At 48.6% G+C, this 25,378-nt stretch carries 20 protein-coding genes; 7 read left to right on the top strand and 13 right to left on the bottom strand.

The window, feature by feature from the left end; genetic code table 11:
* From ACRC27_RS14755 to rsuA, 3 genes are all read right to left on the bottom strand, one after another.
* On the bottom strand, nt 1-1,126 hold a 1,126-nt coding region (locus ACRC27_RS14755), incomplete at its 3' end, for an MATE family efflux transporter (RefSeq protein ID WP_438640218.1).
* 430 nt (nt 1,127-1,556) lie between these two features.
* Entirely contained in the window at nt 1,557-2,783 is a 1,227-nt protein-coding gene (locus ACRC27_RS14750) for a Bcr/CflA family multidrug efflux MFS transporter (RefSeq protein ID WP_438630685.1), read from the bottom strand.
* Nucleotides 2,784-2,804: 21 nt separating this feature from the next.
* Complete coding sequence (gene rsuA, locus ACRC27_RS14745) at nt 2,805-3,506, bottom strand: 16S rRNA pseudouridine(516) synthase RsuA (protein WP_438621885.1); 702 nt, start codon at nt 3,504-3,506, stop codon at nt 2,805-2,807.
* Nucleotides 3,507-3,643: 137 nt separating this feature from the next.
* Here rsuA and ACRC27_RS14740 point away from each other — a divergent pair, with 137 nt between their 5' ends.
* Nucleotides 3,644-4,987, top strand: coding sequence for an anti-phage deoxyguanosine triphosphatase (locus ACRC27_RS14740; protein WP_438630687.1), 1,344 nt, complete (start codon nt 3,644-3,646; stop codon nt 4,985-4,987).
* A gap of 192 nt (nt 4,988-5,179) precedes the next feature.
* A complete protein-coding gene (locus ACRC27_RS14735) occupies nt 5,180-6,922 on the top strand; it encodes a SulP family inorganic anion transporter (protein ID WP_438640217.1) in 1,743 nt (580 codons plus the stop codon).
* A 99-nt stretch (nt 6,923-7,021) separates the two neighbouring features.
* Here ACRC27_RS14735 and oppF read toward each other — a convergent pair whose 3' ends face one another.
* The 6 genes from oppF to ACRC27_RS14705 form a co-directional block, all read right to left on the bottom strand.
* Complete coding sequence (oppF, locus tag ACRC27_RS14730) at nt 7,022-8,095, bottom strand: murein tripeptide/oligopeptide ABC transporter ATP binding protein OppF (RefSeq protein WP_438621888.1); 1,074 nt, start codon at nt 8,093-8,095, stop codon at nt 7,022-7,024.
* Nucleotides 8,092-9,060, bottom strand: a complete 969-nt coding sequence (locus tag ACRC27_RS14725) for an ABC transporter ATP-binding protein (RefSeq protein ID WP_438621889.1) — start codon at nt 9,058-9,060, stop codon at nt 8,092-8,094. Before ACRC27_RS14725 ends, oppF begins: the two co-directional genes overlap by 4 nt.
* 14 nt (nt 9,061-9,074) lie before the next feature.
* Nucleotides 9,075-9,980: an oligopeptide ABC transporter permease OppC gene (oppC, locus tag ACRC27_RS14720; protein WP_438621950.1), complete on the bottom strand. Its 906-nt coding sequence runs from the start codon at nt 9,978-9,980 to the stop codon at nt 9,075-9,077.
* A gap of 15 nt (nt 9,981-9,995) precedes the next feature.
* Nucleotides 9,996-10,916 (bottom strand): oligopeptide ABC transporter permease OppB, encoded by a 921-nt coding sequence (gene oppB / locus ACRC27_RS14715; RefSeq protein WP_438630691.1) that lies wholly within the window; start codon nt 10,914-10,916, stop codon nt 9,996-9,998.
* 185 nt (nt 10,917-11,101) lie between these two features.
* Complete coding sequence (locus tag ACRC27_RS14710) at nt 11,102-12,799, bottom strand: ABC transporter substrate-binding protein (RefSeq protein WP_438630693.1); 1,698 nt, start codon at nt 12,797-12,799, stop codon at nt 11,102-11,104.
* Between the two features lie 758 nt (nt 12,800-13,557).
* Nucleotides 13,558-14,199: a YchE family NAAT transporter gene (locus ACRC27_RS14705; RefSeq protein ID WP_438621892.1), complete on the bottom strand. Its 642-nt coding sequence runs from the start codon at nt 14,197-14,199 to the stop codon at nt 13,558-13,560.
* Nucleotides 14,200-14,769: 570 nt separating this feature from the next.
* Here ACRC27_RS14705 and adhE point away from each other — a divergent pair.
* Nucleotides 14,770-17,442 carry a bifunctional acetaldehyde-CoA/alcohol dehydrogenase gene (gene adhE / locus ACRC27_RS14700; RefSeq protein WP_438621893.1) on the top strand — a complete coding sequence of 891 codons (2,673 nt, stop codon included), beginning with the start codon at nt 14,770-14,772 and terminating at the stop codon, nt 17,440-17,442.
* Between the two features lie 743 nt (nt 17,443-18,185).
* On the opposite strand, the gene ACRC27_RS14695 is transcribed toward adhE, so the two are convergent.
* Nucleotides 18,186-19,292, bottom strand: a complete 1,107-nt coding sequence (locus tag ACRC27_RS14695; protein ID WP_438640216.1) for an AI-2E family transporter — start codon at nt 19,290-19,292, stop codon at nt 18,186-18,188.
* Nucleotides 19,293-19,308: 16 nt separating this feature from the next.
* The gene (locus ACRC27_RS14690) at nt 19,309-19,476 is read right to left on the bottom strand and encodes a hypothetical protein (protein ID WP_438621895.1); all 168 of its coding nucleotides are present in this window, start codon (nt 19,474-19,476) and stop codon (nt 19,309-19,311) included.
* 109 nt (nt 19,477-19,585) lie between these two features.
* Here ACRC27_RS14690 and folX point away from each other — a divergent pair, with 109 nt between their 5' ends.
* Nucleotides 19,586-19,963 (top strand): dihydroneopterin triphosphate 2'-epimerase, encoded by a 378-nt coding sequence (folX, locus tag ACRC27_RS14685; protein ID WP_438621896.1) that lies wholly within the window; start codon nt 19,586-19,588, stop codon nt 19,961-19,963.
* A gap of 11 nt (nt 19,964-19,974) precedes the next feature.
* The gene (locus ACRC27_RS14680; RefSeq protein WP_438621897.1) at nt 19,975-20,874 is read left to right on the top strand and encodes a TIGR01777 family oxidoreductase; all 900 of its coding nucleotides are present in this window, start codon (nt 19,975-19,977) and stop codon (nt 20,872-20,874) included.
* A 73-nt stretch (nt 20,875-20,947) separates the two neighbouring features.
* Here the strand turns inward: ACRC27_RS14680 and ybbP are convergent, their stop codons facing one another.
* Together ybbP and ybbA are read right to left on the bottom strand one after the other, a co-directional pair.
* Nucleotides 20,948-23,488: a putative ABC transporter permease subunit YbbP gene (ybbP, locus tag ACRC27_RS14675; protein ID WP_438640215.1), complete on the bottom strand. Its 2,541-nt coding sequence runs from the start codon at nt 23,486-23,488 to the stop codon at nt 20,948-20,950.
* The gene (gene ybbA / locus ACRC27_RS14670) at nt 23,485-24,198 is read right to left on the bottom strand and encodes a putative ABC transporter ATP-binding protein YbbA (RefSeq protein ID WP_438621899.1); all 714 of its coding nucleotides are present in this window, start codon (nt 24,196-24,198) and stop codon (nt 23,485-23,487) included. Before ybbA ends, ybbP begins: the two co-directional genes overlap by 4 nt.
* Nucleotides 24,199-24,339: 141 nt before the next feature.
* Between ybbA and ACRC27_RS14665 the strand changes: the two genes are divergently transcribed.
* Both ACRC27_RS14665 and ACRC27_RS14660 read left to right on the top strand, forming a co-directional pair.
* A complete protein-coding gene (locus tag ACRC27_RS14665; protein WP_438621951.1) occupies nt 24,340-24,951 on the top strand; it encodes a GDSL-type esterase/lipase family protein in 612 nt (203 codons plus the stop codon).
* An 89-nt stretch (nt 24,952-25,040) separates the two neighbouring features.
* A partial coding sequence (locus tag ACRC27_RS14660; protein ID WP_438640214.1) for an SDR family NAD(P)-dependent oxidoreductase occupies nt 25,041-25,378 on the top strand: 338 nt, incomplete at its 3' end.

Genomic DNA, 25,378 nt, shown 5'->3' with positions numbered 1-25,378 from the left:
CGACAGAGAGCATCACATAAAAGCTTGAAGCCAGATCAAGTGTCGGCCCTTTCAATCCACTGAATAAACCCAATACTGGTACTTTTACCAACAACATAACAATAGCCACTATCACGGCACTGGCCATACAAAAAGCATTGGCAAGCCATGCCTGACGATAGGCCAGCTCAAAGCGGCTTGCACCAAGCTGATTACCAATCACAACCGCAGCCCCTGTAGCAATACCATTTAGCCACGCCAGACATAATGACTCTAGCGGTGCCATTACTGTCAGGGCAGCCAGTGCTTGTGTGCTGATATGGCCAAAAATAGCGTTGTACATAAACACACCGCCTGACCACACCACCATATTACCAATAAGGGGAATAGCCAGTTTTAATAAACGTACAACTTCAAGGCGATTGAGGCTTTCGATAAAATCTTGGCGGCTAAAGGCCAGTAAGTGTTTACGCCAGTACAACCACGCGGTCAGTGCAACAACTTCAATCAGCGCACTCAACAGTGTGCCCCATGCTGCCCCGACAATGCCAAGTGCCGGAAAGCCCCACTTCCCAAAAATAAGTATGTAGTTAAACAATACATTCAGGCTGATACCAAAAGCACTAAACAGGGTGCTCGTCGTAGCCTGATGCATAGAGCGTAAGCCCGCAGCAAAACTCGCGCCGACAGCGGTAAGCAGCATGTTTCCGGCAGTGATCTCCATAAACGAAGCGCCAAGGGCAATCACTTCTGGAGAGTTTGAAGCCAGCCCCATAACATGCTCGGGTAAAAACAAAAATACACCCGCACCCAATAAACCGACAACGCCGGTAATGAGCATGGTTAGCGCGACAGTGCGTTTCATTCCACCGTTATCACCGGCTCCCCAATATTGGGACAGCAGCATACTGCCACCGGTGCAAACACCGATCACCAGCAGTGTAGTCACAAAAATGGCACGGCCAGCAACACCGATCGCGGCAACATCGGCTTCCCCCAGTTGCCCCAGCATGACAATATCCACCAAGCTGCGTGACGAGAACAGCACCACTTGCAGGGCTACCGGTAAGGCAACGGTTAACAACTGGCGGAAAAACGCCATATTTGTGGTTGCGATATGTATATTTGACTGCCGAGCCTGTGACATAACCACTCCAAATACAAAACCGGTAAACAGGAAAAAGAGCGTAAAAACCACGTTTCCGGTAAGACATCTAAAAGACAACGTCTAGTGTAAAGGAGCAGTAAAAAAGTGTTATCCGCTTATCCGTGACACTGATGGCAAATTTACGTTCAAAAACTGGGGAGGTTACAAAGTGCTGTTTTATTCAGCAATATTTGGTGAAGATTATCGTGTTTGGTTATGAGCAAATGATATGACAATGCATTAGTGCAATAAGCTATCGCTCAATAAACGATCATGCAATAAACGATCGTCAGCACACACCAGTAAGCACGTAAGCCGTCAAACAAAAAAACGGCGACCTCAAATGAGATCGCCGCCTCTGTTCTTCAATTTTTGCTGTTTTATATCGCCTAATCCAATACCTATCAGGCAAAAAAGAGCACAGCACAAATTATACTTGGGATGATGGCACTTTTTCCGGTGCAGCACCGCGAACGGCCATGCCGTAATAGCAGCCGATAGAGATCACTGCACAAGCGGCCATCGTGCCAACCATCGGCCAAATAGTGCCTGACGGCATAAATGCCACCAGCGATCCGACTACAGCGCCGGTACCAAAGCGCAATGTACCGGCCATTGAAGAGGCTGTTCCGGCAATATGCGGAAACTCTTCCAAAATCGCCGCCATCGCATTTGAGCCAACAATGGATATTGCACCAACAAACAGAGCAACACCGCTGACCAATGCCCAAAAACCGAGCCCCAATAGCCCTCCGAGCACCAGCCAGACCCCCATACTAAATTGGATCCACAAGCCGGTTTTCATCATAAAATTAGAGCCTTTGCGTTTCACAAAGCGCCCATTAAGGCTGGTAATGATGATTAAACAGAGAATGTTTAGCCCAAAATAGTAACCAAAATGCTGTGGATCAACCCCGTTGAGATCGATATACACAAATGAACCGGCCGTTAGGAAAGTGAACATACCGGCAAATGAGAATGCACCGCTGAGCATATAACCGAGCACTTGCCGCTGACGCAGCAGTACGGAAAAATTCCCCAGTGTACTGCGGACATTAAATGGCTGACGTTTTTCAGGTGCAAGTGTTTCAGGGATAAAGCAGGCCACCATCAGCGAGCAGATCACTGCCGCAATAGTCAGTACCCAGAAAATAGCATGCCAATCAAACCACACCAGCAGATAGCCCCCCAGCAACGGGGCAATGAGCGGCGCAACGGTCATAATCAGCACAACCATTGACATCATGCGCGAAAAGTCATCTTTGTGGAACAGATCGCGCAACAATGCATTGATCACTACGCCAGAAGCAGCTCCCGCAAAGCCCTGAATCAAACGTGCGGCAATAAAACCGTCAATATTGCTCAGTTGGGTGCAGGCCAGCGAAGCCAGCGCAAACAGCAGAGTGCCGATAATAATAATCGGTTTACGGCCAAAACTGTCGGCCGCTGGGCCGTGAAACAGCTGACCAACAGCAAACCCCAGCGTATATGCCGTTAGCGTCAGCTGTACCGAGCCTGCAGTTGCATTCAGTTGTGAGGCGATAGTTGGCAAGCTGGGCAGATACATATCGATTGCCAGCGGCGTTAACATCGCCAGCATGCCGAGGATAAAAATCAGCAGGGGTTGCCGCTGATGGGTATGGCTTTGTGTAGTCACTATTATCGGGTTCCTGATCGGTTATTGCGAAACAATGCGCTGTACTTCATCATCTGTAAGTCGGCGGTATTCGCCTTCGGCCAGATTGCTGTCCAGTGCAATACCGCCGACACACTCACGGTGCAAGGCCGTCACTTTATTGCCAATGGCAGCGAACATACGTTTGACCTGATGGTATTTCCCTTCCGTGATAGTCAGGCGTGCCTGATGCGACCCCAACAGTTCAAGCACCGCAGGACGCGTTAAATCAGGCTCACTGCGCAGTTGTACGCCTTCGGCAAACAATGCAATAGCGCTGGCATCCACTGGATCGGCCAACGTAACCAGATAGGTTTTCTCACAATGGTGGCGCGGAGAGGTAATTCTGTGCGACCACTGGCCATCATCGGTCAGCAGAACCAACCCTGTGGTATCAATGTCTAAACGTCCGGCTGGATGCAATTTATGGCTGGCTGGCTCTTCAAGCAAAAACAGGACAGTTGGGTGATCAGGATCATCGGTTGAGCAGACATAACCTTGTGGCTTATGCAGCATAAAATAGCGTGGGCCTGTCTGTTGCTCGAGAGAATGTCCGTTATATTCTACTTTGTCATCAGGCTGTAACTTAAGTGCGCTGTTTTTGACAACTTCACCGTTTACAGTGACTTCCCCTCGGCGGATTTCGCGCCCTGCAATCGAGCGTGTCATGTCGGTTTGTTCGGTAAGAAATTTGTCAAGGCGCATGTTTATTCTCTAAAAATAGCTCGGGTTAATACGCGTATTATAAGCAGATTGCCACTAACGGGCTAACGCATTCTGGTAAACTTACTTTCTGGTACTGTATCCAGACCGACGACTGACTTTGATGAAGGATTATCCGCGTGACAACACAAGAGCAGATTGCGCTTTGGCAAGCCCGCTATGGCGAGGAGCATAAAATCCGGCGCGATGATTATCGGTCAGCATTTCAGCGCGATCGGGCACGTATTCTACACTCTGCTGCGTTTCGCCGTTTACAGGCCAAAACACAGGTGCTGGGGGCGGGCATGAATGATTTTTACCGTACCCGCCTGACCCATTCGTTAGAAGTGGCACAAATTGGCACCGGTATTGTTGCGCAGCTCAAACGCAAATATCCCGAACAAAAAACAGTGCTACCTTCTGATAGCCTGATGGAGTCACTCTGTTTGGCGCACGATATTGGTCATCCTCCCTTCGGACACGGCGGAGAAGTGGCCCTAAACTATATGATGCGAGATCACGGCGGGTTTGAAGGAAATGCACAAACTTTTCGTATCGTGACACAACTTGAGCCTTACACTGAGCAATATGGTATGAATTTAGCCCGCCGGACACTGCTCGGGCTGCTCAAATACCCCGCATTACTCAGCGAAACGCAAGCCACAGAACGTCCTCCAGCCGTTGCTCATTTTCGCCATTTACAGGCCAATCAGTGGAAACCGGCTAAGGGAATTTACGATAAAGACAGGGCACTGTTTGAGTGGGTATTAGACCCGCTGACACCGACTGATCGCACACTGATTAACACAATGCGGGCCGAACGCACAGTACCAACACAACAGCTGAAAACTCGCTATAAATCGCTCGATTGCTCAATTATGGAACTGGCTGACGATATTGCCTATGGCATTCATGATCTGGAAGATGCCATTGTGATGGGTATGGTGACTCGTGAACACTGGCAGTGGGTAGAGCAGGCTCTGCGCCCGATTAATGACCCCTGGTTTAGCCAAAATATTAGCGGCCTGACTGATAAATTATTCTCAACTCAGCACCATCTGCGTAAAGATGCGATTGGTGCGATGGTCAACGCACTCATCACCGGCATTAGTTTGCAATATGACGCGCAATTTACTGAGCCGTTACTGGCATGGAATGCTACCCTGCCAGAGTCACTACAAAAAGTGATTGCCGTGCTAGTGCGGTTTGTGAACGAATTTGTCGTTCGTCGCACTGAAGTACAAATGCTCGAATACCGTGGCCAACAACTGATCATGACACTGTTTGATGCCCTCAGTGCCGACCCCGAGCGTCTACTGCCCAACAATACTCGCCAGCATTGGCAACAATCACGCGCCGAAGGGCACTCTGGTTTGCGCGTAATTACTGACTATATTTCAGGTATGACTGACGGATTTGCCCAGCGCATTTACAACCAGTTGTTTATCCCTGGTGATAGTGTGCTTTTTGAACCGCACCATTAACTATTACCTTGTTGATTAACAATGACCGTATTTATTGCGTAAAAAGAGCTATCAATAGCGGCAAGAACGGGGTGGCTTTCCGCATACCCCGTTTGTTTCTATTATGCCGCTTATTTGTATTATGATTTTATTGCGGTTTCCGATTACGCTGATAGCCGTTAACCTAATCATCATCAAGGAGTAACCGGCGTTATGCCTGCACAACACGACTCGTCACCTGAGTCTGCCTCTTCCCCCCGGCTCTTTTTCTATGCATTTCGTCAGGCCTCTTGGCGTGGGCTAAGTGGTGATCTGATTGCGGGGATCTCGGTTGCTGCTATCGCCCTGCCTGCACAGATGGCCACCGCGCATTTAGCTGGCATGCCGCCGATTACCGGCATTTATGCGTTTATTGCCGCAGCGATTGGCTTTGCTATTTTGGGCGGCAACCGTTATCTGTCTGGGGGCGCTGATTCTACTATTGCCCCGATTTTTGCCTCTGGGTTATCACTGATGGCGGTGGCGGGTTCAACCCAGTACGCACATCTAGCCGGACTACTCTCAATACTGGTGGGTGTCATTTTACTGGCCACTTACCTATTCCGGCTCGGCTGGCTTGCAGATTTACTCTCGTTTCCTGTCACCATTGGTTTTTTAGCCGGAATATCGTGCCATATTCTGATTGGGCAATTACCACAGATTTTTCAAATTCAGGTTGCCAGCGGGCATCTTCTGTCACAACTGTGGAGTATCATTTTACAACTTCCCCAGTTAAATCTGCTTTCAACTGTGATCGGGCTGGGCATTTTTGCGCTGACAACATTCTCTGGCCAACGCTGGCCTCGTCTGCCGGCTGCGTTGATTGGGCTGAGTATTGTTGTGGCCATCAATGTGCTATTACCTTTAACACACCATTTTTCCTCTTTATCCCAGTACGGGCTGACAATGCTAACCCACGTCAGTGGCCAGAAACCTGACTTTGCCTTTTGGCGCTACCCATGGCATGACATTTTCAGCCTGTTTCCGTTAGCACTACTGGTTGCCATGGTTTGTATCATGCAAACGGCGGCAGTATCGCGTACCACAAAAGACAGCGGTGCACCGGTCAGTAAAGATTTTGCAGGTATTGGTTTGGGCTGTATTTTTTCAGGAATGGCGGGAACATTTCCCACCAATGCCAGCCCTGCCCGCTCAGTCGTCACGCAAAATTCCGGCGGGCAAAGCCAGTTATCAGCACTGATTGCCGCAGGCATTTTGACGCTGATAGTGGTATATGCTCAGTCAATATTGAGTTTGATCCCACATGCCGCACTCGCAGGGGTATTGATGTATGTTGGGCTAAGTATCCTTAAAATCAGTGAGATAAAACGGATTTACCGCGAAAGTCGTGAAGAGTTCTATCTGTGCATAGCAACACTGTGCATGATTTTACTGCTACGCATTGAAGTGGGTGTCATGCTGGGGGTTGTGCTCTCATTGCTGCACGGTGTGTTTGTCACCGCTCGCCCGAACAATGCCGAATTTATGCGGATAAAAAATACCACTATCTGGTGGCATTCTGATGCCAAACAGCCAATGGAAACACTGCCTGAGGTGTTGGTATACCACTTTGCCGCGCCGCTAAATTTCACTAACGCAGAGTATTTCACCCGACAACTGCTGCAACAAATACAGCAAAAACCAGCGATACGCTTGCTGGTCATCGAATGTAGTGGAATTTTAGATATCGATATGACAGCCGCTGATAAGCTCAAAGCGCTGATTATCAGTTTGCATCAACGGCAAATTTGCGTCTGCATTGCACGCTTAGAAGCGGTGCGTGCTCGTCAGGCACTGTGGAATACTGGGCTACTTGAGATCCTTCCCGAAGAGAATGTCTTTTATAGTGTGCAAAATGCCATTGATGCTCGGCTGCCACAGGCTCAAACAGCGCAACCTTATCTGCCAAGTGAGTGATCCGCTCAATCTGTGGTATCCCCCAAAAAAAGCCGATCTTAGTTAAGATCGGCTTTTTTGTGTCCATATATCTATTCAGGTATTTGAAAAATAAACAAATTACAACGGATCAGCCCGCAAACAAGATACGGCATGACGGAAGCTGCCTTCGAGCAATGGTTTGGTCAGTGCGCACTCTGGCCCTGCAACCGGACAGCGGGTACGAAAAACGCAACCCGATGGCGGATTAATTGGCGAGGGTAAATCGCCCTCGAGCAACTGAATCTGCTTATTCCGCTCTTTGTCAGGATCGGGGATCGGCACCGCCGACATTAGCGCTTTGGTATACGGGTGCAACGGGTTGTGGTAGACCTCATCATACGTGCCCAGCTCTACCGGATTCCCCAGATACATCACCAAAACCCGATCAGAGATATGTTTCACTACCGACAAATCATGTGCGATAAAAATCAGCGATAACCCCATCTCACGCTGTAATGATTTGAGCAGGTTCACCACTTGCGCCTGAATAGAGACATCCAACGCCGAAACCGGTTCATCACAAATAATCAGCTTTGGCTCAAGGATCAGCGCGCGGGCAATACCAATACGCTGACACTGACCGCCGGAAAACTCGTGCGGGTAACGGTTGATTAAGTTTGGCAGCAGCCCTACTTTCATCATCACGGCTTTCACTTTATCGCTAACCGCCTGTTTTGACAGTTCAGGATAAAACGTCTGCAATGGCTCGGCGATAATATCGCCGATGGTCATGCGCGGGTTGAGCGAGGCCAGTGGATCTTGGAAAATCATCTGGATCTCTTTGCGTTTATTGCGCATTTGTTTTTCAGTCAAACGCGTCAGATCTTCGCCCAGCCAAACCACATGCCCTTCGGTAGCTTTCACCAGCCCGATAATCGCCCGTGCAAACGTCGATTTTCCGCAGCCAGACTCCCCCACCACACCGAGAGTTTCCCCTTCATATAACCGTAAGGTCACACCGTCTACGGCTTTGAGTTTTTGTGCCGGTTCCCAAAACCATGCATTATCATCTTTAATCTCAAAGTGCACTTTTAGATCAGTCACTTCAAGCAAGACCTTTTTCGCTGTGGCTGTATCATGAATACTGGCACTGTTTTGCTGATGGCTTGGTACAAAAGAGTGTGCTGCAACAACCTCTACTGACTGACTCATTTTACACCCTCCCAGTTCCAATGGCAGGCTCTGACCCTGCCCTCACCAAACGGTATTAATGCCGGTGCACTCTGACGGCATACTGAGCTAACATTCAAGCAGCGCTCCTGAAACGGGCAGCCCTGTGGTAGACGCAGCAAGTTTGGCGGGTTTCCCGGAATAGTCGCCAGCTCACTGCCTTTGCTGTCTAGCCGTGGCACGGCATTGAGCAAACCGGTTGAATATGGGTGGCTCGGGCGGTAAAAAATATCACGCGCCTGACCATATTCCATGGTGCGGCCAGCATACATCACCAGCACCTTGTCACAGATCCCCGCCACGACACCCAGATCATGGGTGATCATAATAATTGCGGTATTCAGCTCACGTTTAAGCTCGTTTAAGAGATCCATAATCTGCGCTTGTACGGTGACATCCAGCGCAGTGGTTGGCTCATCGGCAATCAGCAATTTCGGGCGGCACATTAACGCCATGGCGATCATCACCCGCTGGCGCATGCCGCCGGAAAACTCATGCGGGTACATCCGCATCCGCTTGCGTGCTTCCGGCATTTTTACGGCATCAAGCATTTTGACCGATTGATCAAACGCCTCGGCTTTGCTCGTACCTTTATGCAGCATCAGTACTTCCATCAGCTGATCACCGACCCGCATATAGGGGTTTAGTGAGGTCATCGGATCTTGAAAGATCATCGCGATTTTTTCGGCTCTGATTTTATTGAGCTGCGCTTGCGGCAGATTTAAAATCTCTTTGCCATCAAACAGCGCCGAGCCGCCAATTGTCCCATTACTGGCCAATAATCCCATCAGCGCAAAGGCGGTTTGCGATTTTCCCGAACCAGACTCGCCGACAATCCCCAGCGTCTCTCCGGCGCTGAGTGAAAAATTCAGATCGTTCACGGCGGTGACTGCACCGTCTTGCGTTGCAAAGGTCACTCGCAGATCTTTTACTGCTAACAATGTCATGCTGCGCTCCTTGCTTAACGATCTTTCGGGTCGAGGGCATCACGCAGGCCATCGCCAATAAAGTTGAAACAGAACAGCGTGATAATCAAAAACGTTGCGGGGATCAATAACTGCCATACCGCCACTTCCATCGAAATAGCACCATCTTGCAGCAGCGCACCCCAACTGGTCATCGGCTCTTGTACGCCTAATCCCAAAAAGCTTAAAAAGGATTCAAACAAAATCATGCCAGGAACAAGCAGAGAAGCGTAAATAACCACTACACCCAATACGTTTGGCACAATATGCCGTAAAACAATATTTTTAGAGGATACGCCGCAGACCAGTGCCGCTTCGATAAACTCTTTACGCTTTAGGCTTAATGTCTGCCCACGCACAATACGCGCTACATCCAGCCATGACACCATGCCGATAGCGACAAAAATCAGGAAAATATTGCGCCCGAACAGTGTCACTAGCAGGATCACAAAGAACATAAATGGAAATGCGTTAAGGATTTCCAATACACGCATCATCAGCGAATCAACCCGACCGCCAAGATAACCCGATGTTGCACCATAAAGCGTACCAAACAGCACGGCCACCAGCGCACCGGCCAGCCCGACCATCAGTGAAATACGCCCGCCCACTGCCGTGCGCACAAACAGATCGCGCCCGAGCGAGTCAGTGCCAAAATAGTGCTGCCCTTCAAACGCAGGCATTGCACTCATCGCTGTCCAATCGGTGGCATCAAATTCGAACGGTGATAAAGAGGGTGCAACCAATACATACAAACTCACCAGTGCCAAAATACACAGGCTAACCATGGCAGCACGGTTACTTTTAAAACGGCGGAACGCATCTTGCCACAAGCTGCGCCCTTCAATATCCAACTGGGTGGCAAACTGCTCAACCGCGGCGGAGTTATTTTTAGTCATCATCATAAAATACTCCTGTTAATAGCGGATTTTCGGGTCAATAAACGCGTATAGAATGTCGACTATCGCGTTAAAGAGAATGGTCAGCGTACCGACAATAATCGTCAGGCTCAGTACCATCGAATAATCACGGTTTAGTGCACCGTTAACAAACAGTTGCCCGATCCCCGGTAGCCCGAAAATAGTCTCTATCACGATAGAACCGGTGATAATGCCGACAAATGCAGGGCCGAGGTAAGAAATTACCGGCAACATGGCAGGTTTAAGGGCATGGCGCAGCACGATATGCCGCATCGGTAACCCTTTGGCACGGGCAGTACGAATAAAGTTAGAGTGCAAAACCTCAATCATTGAACCTCGGGTGATCCGAGCAATACTGGCGGTATAGGCAATGGCCAGCGCAGCAACGGGCAACACCATGTTGACGGCACTGCCATCATTCCAGCCTCCCGCAGGGAGCAGTTTTAGCCCCAACGAAAAAATCAGTACTAATAATGGCGCAATCACAAAACTGGGGATCACCACACCGGTCATGGCAAATGCCATCACGCCGTAGTCAATCATGCTGTTTTGCCGTAGCGCGGCGATAACACCAGCCGTAACCCCCAGAATCAGCGCCAGCACAAACGCATAAAAACCAATTTCAATTGATACCGGAAATGCTTGTGAAACCAAGTCATTCACTGAGAAATCTTTATACTTAAACGATGGGCCAAAATCGCCCTGCGCTAACTGCCCTAAATAGCGGAAATATTGGCTATACAGGGGTTCATCAAGGTGATATTTGGCTTCAATATTGGCCAAAACTTCAGGTGGCAGGCTACGTTCACCGGTAAACGGGCTACCCGGTGCTAAACGCATCATAAAGAAAGAGACGGTAATCAATATCAGCAGCGTGGGAATCGCTTCTAATATGCGGCGAAAAATAAACTTCAACATCACTACATACTCCCTGTCATGCGACGATGTAAACCCTGTTTATCGCTGTAACGGCATGTTCAGCTTATAGTTATCCAAGGCTTACCGTTTGGTAAGCCTTGGTTGACAGAGGATCACACTGGTGGTGCACCTTTGTTGGCGTAGCTAACAGCCCGTTGCAAAAAGCCGTCAGCACGCAATTGGTATCAGTGTTGCTTGATGTAAAGATCCTTCGAATAGATCTCATCTTGCGGGTTATTACCGCTATAACCGCCCACATACGGCTTCACCAAACGGGTGCTTACGTAGTGGTAAATCGGCATCAGCGGGGTATCTGTTTCAACGATATTCTCAGCTTGCTGATACAAGTTCGCGCGATCAGTATCGTTGGCCGCAGCCAAGGCTTTCACCATGGTTTCATCAAACGCAGCACTCTTATACTTCATGTCATTGTTGCTGCTTTTTGACAGCAAAATATTCAAGAAGGCTGTCGGGTCATTGTAATCAGCACACCATCCGGCACGGGTCACGTCATAGTTACCGAGACGGCGGTTATCCAAGAAGGTTTTCCACTCTTGGTTTTCCAGCGCCACATCAACACCTAAATTTTTCTTCCACATCGAAGAGATAGCGACAGCCACTTTCTTGTGGTTATCAGAAGTGTTGTACAACAGGGTAAATTTCAGCGGATGATCTTTACCAAAACCAGCTTCAGCCAGTAATTTAGCCGCTTCAGCATTACGCTGCTCTTGTGTCCATGATGCCCACTCCGGCTGTTTAGCCGCCAGCCCGTTGGTGATGCTTGGTGTGAAGCTGTATGCCGGGATCTGGCCTTGCGCCATAACCTGTTTAGCTATCACATCACGATCCATCGATAAAGAGAGCGCCTTACGTACCCGAGGATCAGTAAACGGTGCTTTTGTGGTATTGATGCCGTAATAGTATGAGCACAAATACGGGTCAATATTCACTTCCTGCGGAATTTCAGCCTGCAGCTTTTTGAACACGTCAATCGGCAGCTGGTTGTAAGTCATATCCACTTCACCAGCGCGATAACGGTTTACATCGGTGCCTTCATCAATCGGCAGATAAGTGACCTGATCAATGGTTACATTCGCGTTATCCCAGTAGTTTGGGTTACGTTCAAGCACAATGCGCTCATTCACCCGCCAGTCTTTCAGCTGATATGCCCCGTTACTGACATAATTTCCAGGGGAAGTCCACTTATCACCAAACTGCTCTACCGCCGCTTTATTGACCGGCTTGGTGGAGGTATGCGCCAGCATCTTCACAAAATACGGTACAGGTTTTGACAGCACCACTTCCAGTGTATAAGGGTCAAGTGCCTTCACACCCAGCGTTTCCGGTGCCGCTTTACCGGCAATCACATCACTGACATTCTCAATTTGTGCATACTCAAGGTATGAGGCGTAAGGTGATCCTGTTTTTGGGTCAACCAAACGTCGCCAACTGAAAACAAAATCTTCTGCCGTAACCGGTGTGCCGTTTGACCATTTAGCATCTTTGCGCAAATGGAAAACCCAACGTTTGTAATCCTGATTCTCCCAGCTCTCAGCCACACCGGGGATCACCTCACCGTTACCGTTGAGGTTAATCATGCCCTCTTGTAAATCACGGATAATGTTCGCTTCCGGAACACCTTCTACTTTATGGGGATCTAACGATGCAGGCTCATCACCGTTACCGCGCACCAGTGTCTGTGTTGCAGCCAGCACATCACCATTTTTGGTTTTTGCATCAGCAGGCACAGTTGGTGGGGTTGACGGTGTTTCAGCAGCAGAAGATTGTGGGGCCGCAGGCTTGTTATCACAACCGGTTAATCCGACAGTTGCACCCATCAACAGGCTGATAGCCACTGCCAGTTTTTTCTTGTTATATGTCATCGTTAATCTCCAAGATCGTATAAAGGTATTCACTATCCGGTGAACCTTAAGTAACCTCATGATTTATCAATCAAAGTCACTTCTTTTACTTGCATTTATCCCCCCAAAAATCTTTCTGCGGGAATATGCGCAGCAACGTATCAAAACCGAGTCTACATCGCCACTTCTTTTATCACTTAAACAGCATAATTCACCACAAAAATTAACTTAACCAGAATTCAACATTAAAAAATCACTGTTACCTATTATTTAACTATGCATAACATTGACTATGTAAAATGTGACATTCATAAGTCAAAAACGGTGTTCAAAATGTGGTATTACTGATCAAACCAGATTATATGCTTAATTTTTAATCTTAAAATAGATAAACAGTGTTTTAATTTGATCTATTAACACTCATATCAGCTATCGAATAGCAATACAACAGAATACGGTTAATTAACAAAATAAAACCGCCACAAGAAAAACCAACACAAACAATTAACATATGGAAATATGCGAAAATGAAAGGTATGCATAAAAAATGCATTGATAAGCAAGAAATTGGGGAAATAAAAAGAAAATAAAAAAATAAGCGCAGATAAAACAGTGAGGTGGGAGTGAAGAAAAAAGCAGGGGAACAATCAACAAAAAGCAGGCACGGTAAAGCCACGTTAAGTAAACATAACACCCCGTGCGGCAGCTATCACCGCACAAGGCATCAAAACGCGTTACCCCAGTGAAGCTTGATTATCAGCCTCGAAAAAACCTAAGACTTACCCTAAACCAGGAAACAGCGCACGCACACCGGTAACAATAAACTCAATACCCAGCGCCATCAGCATCAAACCCATGATTCGCGTAATAACGTTGATACCGGTTTGCCCCAGTAAACGAACAATATAGGGTGCAGCACGAAAAATAGCCCAGCACAGTAAAGCAAATAGCGCAATGGTGACCGACAACCCCAGCATGTTATACCACTGGTGATAACGCGTTCCCCATACAATGGTTGAGCTGATTGCACCAGGGCCAGCCATTAAAGGCAGTGCCAACGGAACAACCCCGACATTATCACGCAGTGCCGATTCCGATTTCTCTTGGTTATTCTGCTTATCTTCGCCCAATTTACCGCTGATCATCGACATCGCGATGCTGATCACCAAAAAACCACCGGCAATGCGGAACGAGTCAAGCGAGATACCGAAAATCCCTAAGATCCCCTGCCCCAAAAACAGCGCAACCCACAAAATAATCGCCACCGATAAAGTTGCTGTTAAGTTGGTTTTATTACGCAACTGCTCACTTTGGTGGCTGGTCAGACTGATAAAGGCCGGCAAAATGCCAACCGGATTCACCAGCGCAAATAGCCCGATGAAAAACTTGGTGAATATTGCAAGATCAAATAGCTGGGCCACGCTTAAAACTCCAGTCTGCAATCAAATGATGTTGAGTAAATAAAAATACCTTGAACAAGGTGCTAGCCGAAACACTTTTATACAAGAATAAAAGCAAAAATTCTTCCCGCTATAATCTAATAAAATTACATCACTACGTCTATGCCAGTAAAGCAGTCAAATAGTCTTACTTTTCACTGTTTTATGGTGTCTTGTTTGGTTTTTATCCAACTCAATTTAGCTGTTGTTTAGCTTTTACTTGATAACCTATTTTTACGTTCGCCTGAGTTTCACATGCAATTATGCACACAATTTCGCCAAGCTGAATGGAGTCAGCAAGCAAAATATGTGAATTGAATCACATAAGTCATACGAATAAATGCGTATGCTTAGCGCAGATAAGAAAGGAAATGGCTGTCAGTATTGCGTAAATATTGCGAGATAAATAAAAACGCAAAAACACAACAGACCGCACATTTATGAGAGCCCTTTACTAAGCGTGAGCTCAGTTGGTCACAAAATGCACTTATACTGAATGCTTTGACCTGTGCCTGCTTACTAAAAAGTTTTCATTTTATTCAGGAGATAAACATGGCTGTTACTAACCTTGCTGAACTGGATGCGCTGGTCGCACGTGTGAAAAAAGCGCAACAAGAATTTGCTAATTTTTCACAGGAACAAGTAGACACTATCTTCCGTGCTGCGGCATTAGCAGCAAACAATGCGCGTATTCCTTTGGCGCAAATGGCGGTTGAAGAGTCCGGTATGGGTATCATTGAAGATAAAGTGATCAAAAACCACTTTGCTTCTGAGTATATCTACAACAAGTACAAGGACGAAAAAACCTGCGGTATTCTGAGTGAAGATGACGAGTTTGGTACTATTACCATTGCTGAGCCTGTAGGTATTATTTGCGGTATCGTGCCAACCACGAACCCAACCTCAACGGCTATCTTCAAGTCACTGATTTCACTGAAAACCCGTAACGCGATTATCTTCTCTCCGCACCCACGTGCGAAAAATTCTACCAACACTGCCGCGAAATTGGTGCTTGATGCAGCAATAGCCGCGGGTGCGCCAAAAGATATTATTGGTTGGATTGATCAGCCTTCTGTTGAGCTATCAAACGCGCTGATGCGCCACAATGATATCAACCTGATTCTGGCTACCGGTGGCCCAGGCATGGTAAAAGCGGCTTACTCTTCAGGTAAACCAGCTATCGGTGTAGGTGCTGGTAACGTGCCGGTTGTTATTGATGAAACTGCCGATATTAAACGTGCCGTCGCTTCTGTTCTGATGTCTAAAACATTCGATAACGGCGTGGTCTGTGCTTCTGAGCAAGCCGTGATTGTTGTTGATGAAATTTATGACCAAGTGAAAGCACGTTTTGCTTCCCACAATGGTTATGTGCTGAATAAAGAAGAAGCGGACAAAGTTCGTAAGGTGATTCTGATCAACGGGGCGATGAACGCCAATATCGTGGGTCAATCAGCCGTTAAAATTGCTGAAATGTCAGGCATTACCGTTCCAGCTGATACTAAGATTTTGATTGGTGAAGGCTTGGAAGTGTGCGAAGAGGAAGAGTTTGCACACGAGAAGCTCTCCCCTACACTAGGTATGTTCCGCGCCAAGAACTTTGAGCAAGCCGTTGAGATGGCCTGTAAAATGGTAAATCTAGGCGGTATCGGCCACACCTCTGGTCTGTACACTGATCAAGATCGCAATGCTGACCGTATCAAGTATTTTGGCGACAAAATGAAAACGGCCCGTATTCTGATCAATACCCCAACCACTCAAGGGGGTATCGGTGACCTGTACAACTTCGCAATTGCACCGTCATTGACTCTCGGTTGCGGTTCATGGGGTGGTAACTCTATCTCTGAAAACGTAGGTCCTAAGCACCTGATCAATAAGAAGACAGTCGCGAAGCGGGCAGAAAACATGTTATGGCATAAACTTCCAAAATCAATTTACTTCCGTCGTGGCTCACTGCCAATTGCACTGGGCGATCTGGAAGGCAAAAAGCGTGCAATGATCGTTACCGACCGTTTCTTGTTCAATAACGGTTATGCTGATGAAGTTGTACGTCTGCTGAAAAAATTGCGTATGGAAGTGGAAGTTTTCTACGAAGTAGAAGCTGACCCAACACTGTCTGTTGTACGCAAAGGTGCAGAGATGATGAACTCGTTCAAACCAGACGTAATTATTGCGCTGGGTGGCGGTTCACCAATGGATGCTGCAAAAATCATGTGGGTGATGTACGAGCATCCGGACACGCATTTCGAAGAGCTGGCCATGCGCTTTATGGATATCCGTAAGCGTATCTACAAGTTCCCGAAAATGGGTGTGAAGGCAGAGCTGGTTTGTATCACAACCACTTCAGGTACGGGTTCAGAAGTCACACCGTTTGCGGTAGTAACCGATGACCGTACTGGCGTGAAATACCCACTAGCTGACTACGAGCTGACACCAAACATGGCGATTGTTGATGCCAACTTGGTGATGAACATGCCTAAATCACTGTGTGCATTTGGTGGTGTTGATGCGGTAACGCACGCAATGGAAGCTTATGTTTCTGTACTGGCGAACGAATATTCTGATGGCCAAGCACTGCAAGCACTGAAGTTACTCAAAGAGTACCTACCAGCAAGCTACCATCAGGGTTCAAAAGATCCGGTTGCACGTGAGAAAGTGCACAATGCGGCAACTATCGCAGGTATCGCGTTTGCTAACGCCTTCTTGGGTGTGTGTCACTCAATGGCGCACAAGCTGGGTGCTGAATTCCATATTCCACACGGTTTGGCTAACGCCCTGCTGATCAGCAACGTGATCCGCTACAACGCGAACGATAACCCAACGAAGCAGACTGCATTCTCACAGTATGACCGTCCGCAGGCACGTCGTCGTTACGCGGAAGTAGCTGACCATCTGGGTCTGACTACCGGCAGTGACCGTACCGGTGCAAAAATTGAGAAGCTGCTGGTGTGGTTAGACAGCCTGAAAGCTGATTTGGGTATCCCAGCCTCTATCCGTGATGCAGGTGTTACCGAAGCTGACTTCCTCGCGAAAGTAGACACGCTAGCCATTGAAGCGTTTGATGATCAGTGTACCGGTGCTAACCCGCGTTACCCGCTGATCAGCGAGCTTAAGCAAGTGCTGCTCGACTCTTTCTATGGTCGCCCATATGTTGAGCTTAATGCCCAGCATAATGATGAGCCGGTCAAACCTGCTAAAGCAGAGAAAGCAGCAAAAGCTAAGTCATAATTACCGTTCAATGTGCGGCGCTGTCATGTAACATGAACCAACTACAGCGCTGCGCTTTCCGTTTTATACGGCAAACATACATCGTGATAGGATCTACTCCTGCAGAGCCTATCACGACACAAACTTAAGTCTTTTTACATTGCATTTAAAACGCCCGATTATGCTTAGTCGGGCGTTTTTATTTCTACTCTCTTCATGCCCTGATTACTCGGTTCTGCTTCTATCATTGCTCTGCTTTTCTGTTCATCTACTTTTTTGTGGCCCGTTTTCGTTGACCATTACACGTATTCTGCTTTGTTATCCCGCTATTTCTCTCTTTGCTATTTATCTCTTTGCTCTCTTTCTCTATTCATTATTTGATATTTAATGTGTTACTCATCACGTTTCCATAAAACCAAGTCTTCTGATAAAAAAAATGGCAGCCTTTCGGCTGCCACTAGGTAGGGTAATGTTAGGATCTTGCACATTATGTTCACGCCATTAGGTTGTGTTTTGGAGGAGGAAACACGCCCTATTTCGGTCAATTTTATTGTTATGTGTCGAGCCTATCTGTTTTCTATTTTCTTATTATTCAGGTTCCCGCCTTGCGGCTGAGTTCCAGAGGGTAAAGGTGTTCTACTTCTTATTCTGTGTGAAGCAGTTTCGCGTTAACCGCCTCAGCTGACAAGCAATTATTACTGTATTTTCAGTCTATTAAACCGTTTTGCTCGCTGAATCGCACCAGCAGGTAAGACTGAATCGAATCAGGCTGAGGCCGATGATTCTGCTTTTTCGCTCTGTGCTTGCTTTCCACAATCACCTTTTTCACACTCTTCGGCCACTTCACGGCCATCACCCAATAAAATCGCGAGTTTGCGGTACTGTGGGTTTGATTCGAGCGCAATTTTAACAGCCATAGTCAGGGGTACACTGAGCAACATGCCCACAGAGCCGAGTAGCCACCCCCAAAATATCAGGGATAAAAAAACCACCAACGTAGAGAGCCCGAGCCCTTTTCCCATATAACGCGGTTCAAGCACGTTACCGCACAATAAATTAATCAGCACGTAACCCGCTGCCACACCGGATGCTTCCGGTACACCATTGAGCAACAGAGCCTGCAATAGTGGCGGGATAGCGGCAATCACTGAACCTATATTCGGAATATAGTTGAGTAAAAATGCCACCGTTCCCCAGAGAATGGCATAACGAACGCCCAAGGCCGACAGCAACGCCCATGCCAGAATACCGGTCAGCAGGCTTATCCATGTTTTAATCGTCAGGTAGCGGTTTACGCTGTCGAGTACCCTGTCTACCTGCTGCAAGCGCATTTCAGGATCATCAAGTGCAAGGTGAATTTTCCCCTTTGCCGACGGCGCTTCAAACAGCATGAACACAACGGTCAGCAGCAGTAAAAAGACATTCGCCATGATGCCAGAAAAGCTCGATACCATGCGGCTGATCATCTGCATGATGATACTCGGGTCAAGCAACTGCTGAATATAATCGGCTGAAATTGTAATGTTAAATTTTGCAGCCAATGCCATCAACATATGAATACGTGCGGCAATTTCACCCTTATATTGCGGAACTGTGCGGCTAAAATCATTAACTGATGCAGCCAATAGCCCACCTAACAGCAGGCAAAATACGGCCACGACTGCCAACACCAGTAACACGGCAATAATGCGCGGAATTTTCCGTCGCACCATAAGATCCACAACCGGATAACAAACAATGGCGATGAACAGTGCCAATAAAAAAGGCACAACAATTTCAGAGGCGGCTTTAATTCCAGCAAACGTGATCATCAGCGCTGCCACCAGCACCGCCCAGCCGTTATTCGTCAGTTTTTTTGTTATATCAGACATGGTTCTCTTCCATTGGTTAAACCACTGTGTGGTGATCTATCCCTGTACGGTACACGCATAAACAGACCATCAAGTCAGTTTTATGCTGAGTGATCCGGCTAAAAATCACCAGATTATGGTATAAACTCGATACAGCAGTCATGCTCAATATTCTGCCATACTGATCAAGGTAACGGCGCATCATAAAAGCCGAACCATGCATTAACACGCATCATATGCAGATAAAATGTTTCATCGCACCCGTTTTGGGAAAACAGCTGACTAAGACACGCTATTAAAACAAGGAAAGACACATGCATTCTGACTACTCTGACGCCATTATCCGAATTAAAAATCTGCGCCTGCGTACCTACATTGGTTTCAATCAAGAAGAGATCAACAATAAGCAAGATGTGGTGATCAATGCTGAAATTCACTATCCGGCTGAACAGGCGAGTCTGACCGACAATGTGGCTGATGCGCTCAATTACCGCACCATCACCAAAAAAATGATCGCACATGTAGAGAACAACAACTTTTTACTGCTCGAACGCCTCACCAAAGATCTGCTCGATATTGCCAGTGAGCATGAGTGGGTCAGTTTTGCCCAAGTTGAAGTCGACAAACTGCATGCCCTGCGCTTTGCTGACTCAGTCTCAATGATGCTGACTTACCGCAAGGAAGCCCGCTAGAGGATTGTCCTATGAATATTCTGATCACCGGTGCTACAGGGCTGATTGGCCGAGCGCTGACCAAACAGCTCAAACGTGAACATCAGCTGACTATTTTGACGCGTGATATTGACAGCGCACGTTCAGTATTGGGCAGCAATATGGTGTTTTGGTCTACGCTCGATGATCGGCAATCGCTTGATGGTATTGATGCTGTCATCAATCTTGCCGGCGAACCGATAGCCGATAAACGCTGGAGTGATTCCCGTAAAACACTGTTGTGCCACAGCCGCTGGGATCTGACCGAAAAGCTCAGTGCGCTGATAACACAAAGCAGTACGCCGCCGCATACGTTCTTATCCGGCTCTGCGGTAGGGTTTTACGGGCGACAAGGTGATCTGACGATTGAAGAGGACGATCTTCCGCACGATGAGTTTACGCATCAGCTATGCGCGCGCTGGGAAGCGTTAGCATTGCAGGCGCAAAGTGACAAAACGCGGGTTTGCCTGCTGCGCACCGGTATCGTGCTTGACGCGCAAGGTGGCGCTCTGGCCAAAATGCTGCCACCTTACCGCCTTGGTGCTGGTGGCCCTGCGGGCAGCGGTACACAGTATATGCCGTGGATCCACATTGACGATATGGTCGCGGCAATCTGCTTTTTACTTGCAAACCCAACGCTACAAGGGCCGTTTAATATGACAGCGCCCTATCCTGCCCGTAATTATGATTTTAGTGAAACACTGGCCGATGTGCTGCACAAACCACATATTATGAAAATTCCGGCTCTGGCACTGAATTTATCGATGGGTGAAATGGCCGTACTGATTTTATCAGGGCAAAAAGCCGTGCCAGCCAAACTGGAAAAGGCTGGTTTTGAATTTAAATTTACCGATTTACAGGCCGCACTGACCGATTTGTTACCGCACAAATAGCGGCATAACGCACTTAAATCCAGCCCGTAAAAGGCCGCTGAATGCACAATGTTAAGGCACTCAGCGGCACTGTTTAATCACTGCCTAGACGACGCAACTGTTCAAGGGTATTGTGCTGAAGCAGTGGCCGACACGCCAGTTCGCCGAGCACACCAATGCTCACGGCAGAACACAGCGGCAATAATCCCCAAATCCACAGATTCAATTGTGCCGGAAAATCAAACGCATAACGCTGTAATAACCAGAGTGTTGCATCAGCACCACCGGCAGCTACCACCCCAGCAACCGCCCCCAACAACCAAAATTCCAACCGTAATGTTTGTCGCATCAGCGTGCCCGATGCACCGAGCGTACGATACAGCACCAGTTCATGCCGGCGCTGTTGCATGCCCACCTGAACCTGCGCCACCAGCAATACCGCGCCGCACAATAACACCAGTGCCACCATTAGCTCGAGCGACCGGCTAACTTGCTGCAAAATAGCGCTCACCTGTGTGATGATTGCCGTCACATCCAGCACATTAATGGTCGGAAACTGGCGGGTTAACTGCACCAGTAAACGCTGATCAGGAGCAAGCTGTGACTCTGAAGCCTCCTGATAGCGAAAACTGGTCATCATGGTTTGCGGTAAAGATTCAAGTACTCCGGCAGGAAAAATAAAATAGAAGTTAGGTTGCAAGCTCTCCCACTGCACGGTACGCACATCTCCTACCGTTGCCAGAATACGGCGAGTAGCCACCGTAAAGACCAGTTGATCTCCCACTCGCAGCCCCAAACGCTCGGCAATACCGCGCTCAACGGACACAGGAACGCGAGGCATTACACTACCGTTTGAGTCTGGCGTTTCTATTTGCAAAATAGCAGATGATTGCAAAAGAGAAGCCGATGGTGGGATAGAGGCCGACCACGTCAGGTTAAGTTCACGCTCCAGCGCTTCACTGCCCTGATTATTGCTGGCGATTAGCGCCTGTGCTGGCTGGCCGTTAATTTCACTTAAACGCCCACGTACCACCGGATACAGGGTCGAAGGTTGTACCTGATGTTGCGCCAACATACTGGTCACTGCCAGTGTATCGGTCGGGGCGATATTAATCAGGAAGTAGTTCGGGCTATCCGGCGGAAGTTGCTGCTGCCAACGGGTCAGCAAATCACCGCGCAGCAGTAACAGCAGTGCCAGTAACATAAATGAGAATGAAAATGCCGATAGCTGTACCAGCGTCATCTGTGGGCGGCGCAACAAACGCGCCATCGCCAGACGCAGTGACAACCGCCATGCCGGTAGTTTACGCCCAGATGTGGCAGCAAACTCATAGCCGGCAACACGGCGCAACAGCAGTAAACTGCCCCATCCGGCCAGACCCAGTATCAACGCCAGCAGTAACACACCACCCAACAATGCCCACAACAGCGGGCTGGCACCGGCTAGCCCGATGAGTAGTAAGACAATAATTGCAGCACAAACGGGCAAATAGTAGTGTAACGGCACTGTCTGACCAAGCTGGCTGCGGCGCAGTACCCGTAATGGCGGGGTTTGCAAAAGTTGCAAATAAGGGCGTGCGCCCACCAACACGGTGATTAGCAAAACACAGCTAAATGCCCAGACCCACGGCATCACGCCAACCGCCGGTAACGGAGTGCTAAATAACCCGCGTATTGCACGTAATAGTGCCTGTTCAAGCAACATACCAGCAAGCGATCCGGCCAGTACCGAAAGCAGCAGCAACAGTGCGGTATGCCCGAGAATCAGGGTACGCAATTGCGCGCGTGTTGCACCGAGTGTTTTCAGCACCGCCACCAGATCAAAACGCCGCTGACAATAGTGAGAAACCGATACCGCAACAGCCGCGCCAGCCAGCAACAGCATCAACAAAGCACTGAGCAAAATAAACTGTCGCGCTCGCGTTAAATTATTACCAACCGTTCCTCCCGACTCTTCTGCCCCGTACCAGCGCTGGCCGGTTTGCAATTTCGGCGTTAACCAACGGCCATACTCATCCAACGCAGAGGGCGAACCGGCAAACAAGTAGCGATAACTCAACCGCCCGCCCGGCTGTATCGCGCCGGTTTTTGCGGCATCTTCATGCAGCATCAGAACGCGGGGCGCAACCATAAAGGGGTTAAAGCCACTGTCAGGTTCAGCCTCTACCGTTCCGGCGATGGTGAACTGTCCGTCACCCAACTCGAGTGTTGCCCCCACTTCCAGACCGAGCAACGCCAGCAACCGTGGCGCTACCATGACCTGCCCACTGCGCAGTTGTAAATCATCCGGCTGGCGCTGCAAGGTGCCGTACAGCGGATAGGCCGCATCAACCGCTTTTACCGCCACCAGCTGCATCTGATCGCCGGCAAATGCCATCGACATAAACATGAGCTGTTCGCTCAGTTGCAACCCCTGTTGCTCTGCCTGCGCTAACCATTCAGGGGATAAGGCGTTGTTACTGCTGATCACGCGGTCTGCTGCCAGCAAATCGCGCCCCTGTTGTGACATCGCCAGTGTTAGGCGCTGACCCATTCCCGATAATGCCAGCACACAGGCAAACGCCAGTGACAAAGAGATCCAAACCAACAGCAGTGAAGGTGTTTTCCATTCGCGCCAGAACCAACGTCTGATCATTGCGCCTCCAGTGTGCCATCACGCAAAACCAGATTCCGATCGCAACGCGCGGCCAACAGCGGATCATGTGTCACCAACACCAGCGTAGTGCCAAAATCACGGTTCAAGGTAAATAACAGGTCGGCAATGTCTCGTCCGGTTTGTGCATCAAGATTTCCGGTTGGCTCATCGGCAAATAAAATTGCCGGCTGGCCAATAAAGGCTCGCGCCAGTGCCACTCGCTGCTGTTCACCACCCGAGAGCAGTGCTGGCAAGTGCTGCAATCGCGCACCTAATCCAAGTTGAGTTAGCAGCGCACTGGCCTTTGCTGCACTTTCAGCTGAGGCTTCTCCGCGCAGCAGCAGCGGTAACTGCACATTTTCCAGTGCCGTTAAGGTTGGCACCAGCATAAATGACTGAAAAACAAACCCTACATGCTGGGCGCGCAACGCGGCGCGCCCCTCTTCATCTAGCGAACCGAGCTCTTGGCCCAGCAAGTAAACCTCACCTTCGGTGGCAGTATCTAATCCAGCCAAAATGCCAAGCAGTGTTGATTTACCTGACCCCGAGGCACCGGTTAACGCCAATGACTCACCGGATTTGACTTGTAAGCAAAGAGCGTTAAGGATAGTCAGGTGCTGTTTTTCCAAGGAGACGCGTTTAGTCAGATGATGAACATCAATTACCCACTCCGGTTTACTCCATTCCGACCCGACAGATTCCGGTGTCATTCTCCGCTCCTTTGTATGCCGTTTGTTCGAGGGTTATTACCTATGCCTACACGCACTCTCTTTTTACCTAAACTATCGCGTGCGGTTGTGCGGTTAATCTGTTTTTTTCTGATATTTATTGCTTCAGCGCTACAGGTCAACATGGCATATGCCGAGCAAAAACCAGACACACAACCCCACAATACACTGCTGATTTTGGGTGATAGCCTCAGCGCCGGATACCAAATGCAACCGGCTGAAAGCTGGCCGGCATTGCTGCAAACCAGGTTACAACAGCATAACAGCGCCTCTATTTCGACCATTCATATTGTGAATGCCAGCATCAGCGGCAGTACCAGTGAACAGGGGTTGGCACAGTTGCCAGATCTGCTGACCGAACATCAACCACGCTGGGTATTGATTGCACTGGGCGCAAACGATGGCCTGCGCGGGCAACCGCTTGATCGCTTAGAAAATGCGCTCTCTGAGATTATTACCCGAAGTCAGGCACAGCAGGCAACGCCTATTTTGATGCAGATACAGATCCCACCGAACTATGGCAGCCGTTACAGCCAGACATTTGCGGCAATTTACCCCCGTTTAGCCGAACATTTTGCTGTTCCACTGCTGCCATTTTTTATGGAAAATGTGATCAGCAAACCCGAATGGCTCATGGCCGATGGGCTGCACCCTAACAGTACAGCTCAGCCGTTTATCGCCCAAATGCTCTACACACAGCTACTGCCGATACTGGATAGTTCGCCCAAGCTGTAGTAAGTAGATGCAATATACCGGTTCAATAATTAACCAACGCCATAATCAGCATACCCATAAACCGACACGATAAAACGGATAGCATCGAGATGAACAAGAATCGGATTCACAGAGAAACGTCTGGTATCCCAAAATCGGTACTGATTACCGGTTGCTCTTCCGGAATGGGGTACGAAACTGCCGTGGCGCTGCAACAGGCTGGTTATCAGGTTATTGCCAGTTGTCGCAGTGAAGAGGATGTGGCGCGGCTACAGCGTGAGGGGCTGACCGCAGTTCAGCTTGATCTTACCGACAGTGAAAGCATCGCCCGTGCGGTAGAGAAAACACTGGCACTGACTGGCGGCACGCTGTATGCCCTGTTTAATAACGGTGCTTATGGGCAACCGGGCGCGGTAGAAGATCTTTCGCGGGCCGCACTGCGTGAACA

The sequence above is a fragment of the Plesiomonas sp. genome, assembly GCF_051650925.1.
Lineage (GTDB): Bacteria > Pseudomonadota > Gammaproteobacteria > Enterobacterales > CAMTGL01 > Plesiomonas.
This window is presented reverse-complemented; position numbering and strand designations above follow the sequence as displayed.

Excerpts from the sequence above, each read along its gene's own strand:
- rsuA (WP_438621885.1), bottom strand. The coding sequence starts at position 3,506 with ATGCGCCTTGACAAATTTCTTACCGAACAAACCGACATGACACGCTCG.
- ACRC27_RS14735 (WP_438640217.1), top strand. The coding sequence starts at position 5,180 with ATGCCTGCACAACACGACTCGTCACCTGAGTCTGCCTCTTCCCCCCGG.
- oppF (WP_438621888.1), bottom strand. The coding sequence starts at position 8,095 with ATGAGTCAGTCAGTAGAGGTTGTTGCAGCACACTCTTTTGTACCAAGC.
- ACRC27_RS14725 (WP_438621889.1), bottom strand. The coding sequence starts at position 9,060 with ATGACATTGTTAGCAGTAAAAGATCTGCGAGTGACCTTTGCAACGCAA.
- oppC (WP_438621950.1), bottom strand. The coding sequence starts at position 9,980 with ATGATGACTAAAAATAACTCCGCCGCGGTTGAGCAGTTTGCCACCCAG.
- oppB (WP_438630691.1), bottom strand. The coding sequence starts at position 10,916 with ATGTTGAAGTTTATTTTTCGCCGCATATTAGAAGCGATTCCCACGCTG.
- ACRC27_RS14710 (WP_438630693.1), bottom strand. The coding sequence starts at position 12,799 with ATGACATATAACAAGAAAAAACTGGCAGTGGCTATCAGCCTGTTGATG.
- adhE (WP_438621893.1), top strand. The coding sequence starts at position 14,770 with ATGGCTGTTACTAACCTTGCTGAACTGGATGCGCTGGTCGCACGTGTG.
- ACRC27_RS14695 (WP_438640216.1), bottom strand. The coding sequence starts at position 19,292 with ATGTCTGATATAACAAAAAAACTGACGAATAACGGCTGGGCGGTGCTG.
- ACRC27_RS14690 (WP_438621895.1), bottom strand. The coding sequence starts at position 19,476 with ATGATGCGCCGTTACCTTGATCAGTATGGCAGAATATTGAGCATGACT.
- folX (WP_438621896.1), top strand. The coding sequence starts at position 19,586 with ATGCATTCTGACTACTCTGACGCCATTATCCGAATTAAAAATCTGCGC.
- ACRC27_RS14680 (WP_438621897.1), top strand. The coding sequence starts at position 19,975 with ATGAATATTCTGATCACCGGTGCTACAGGGCTGATTGGCCGAGCGCTG.
- ybbP (WP_438640215.1), bottom strand. The coding sequence starts at position 23,488 with ATGATCAGACGTTGGTTCTGGCGCGAATGGAAAACACCTTCACTGCTG.
- ybbA (WP_438621899.1), bottom strand. The coding sequence starts at position 24,198 with ATGACACCGGAATCTGTCGGGTCGGAATGGAGTAAACCGGAGTGGGTA.
- ACRC27_RS14665 (WP_438621951.1), top strand. The coding sequence starts at position 24,340 with ATGGCATATGCCGAGCAAAAACCAGACACACAACCCCACAATACACTG.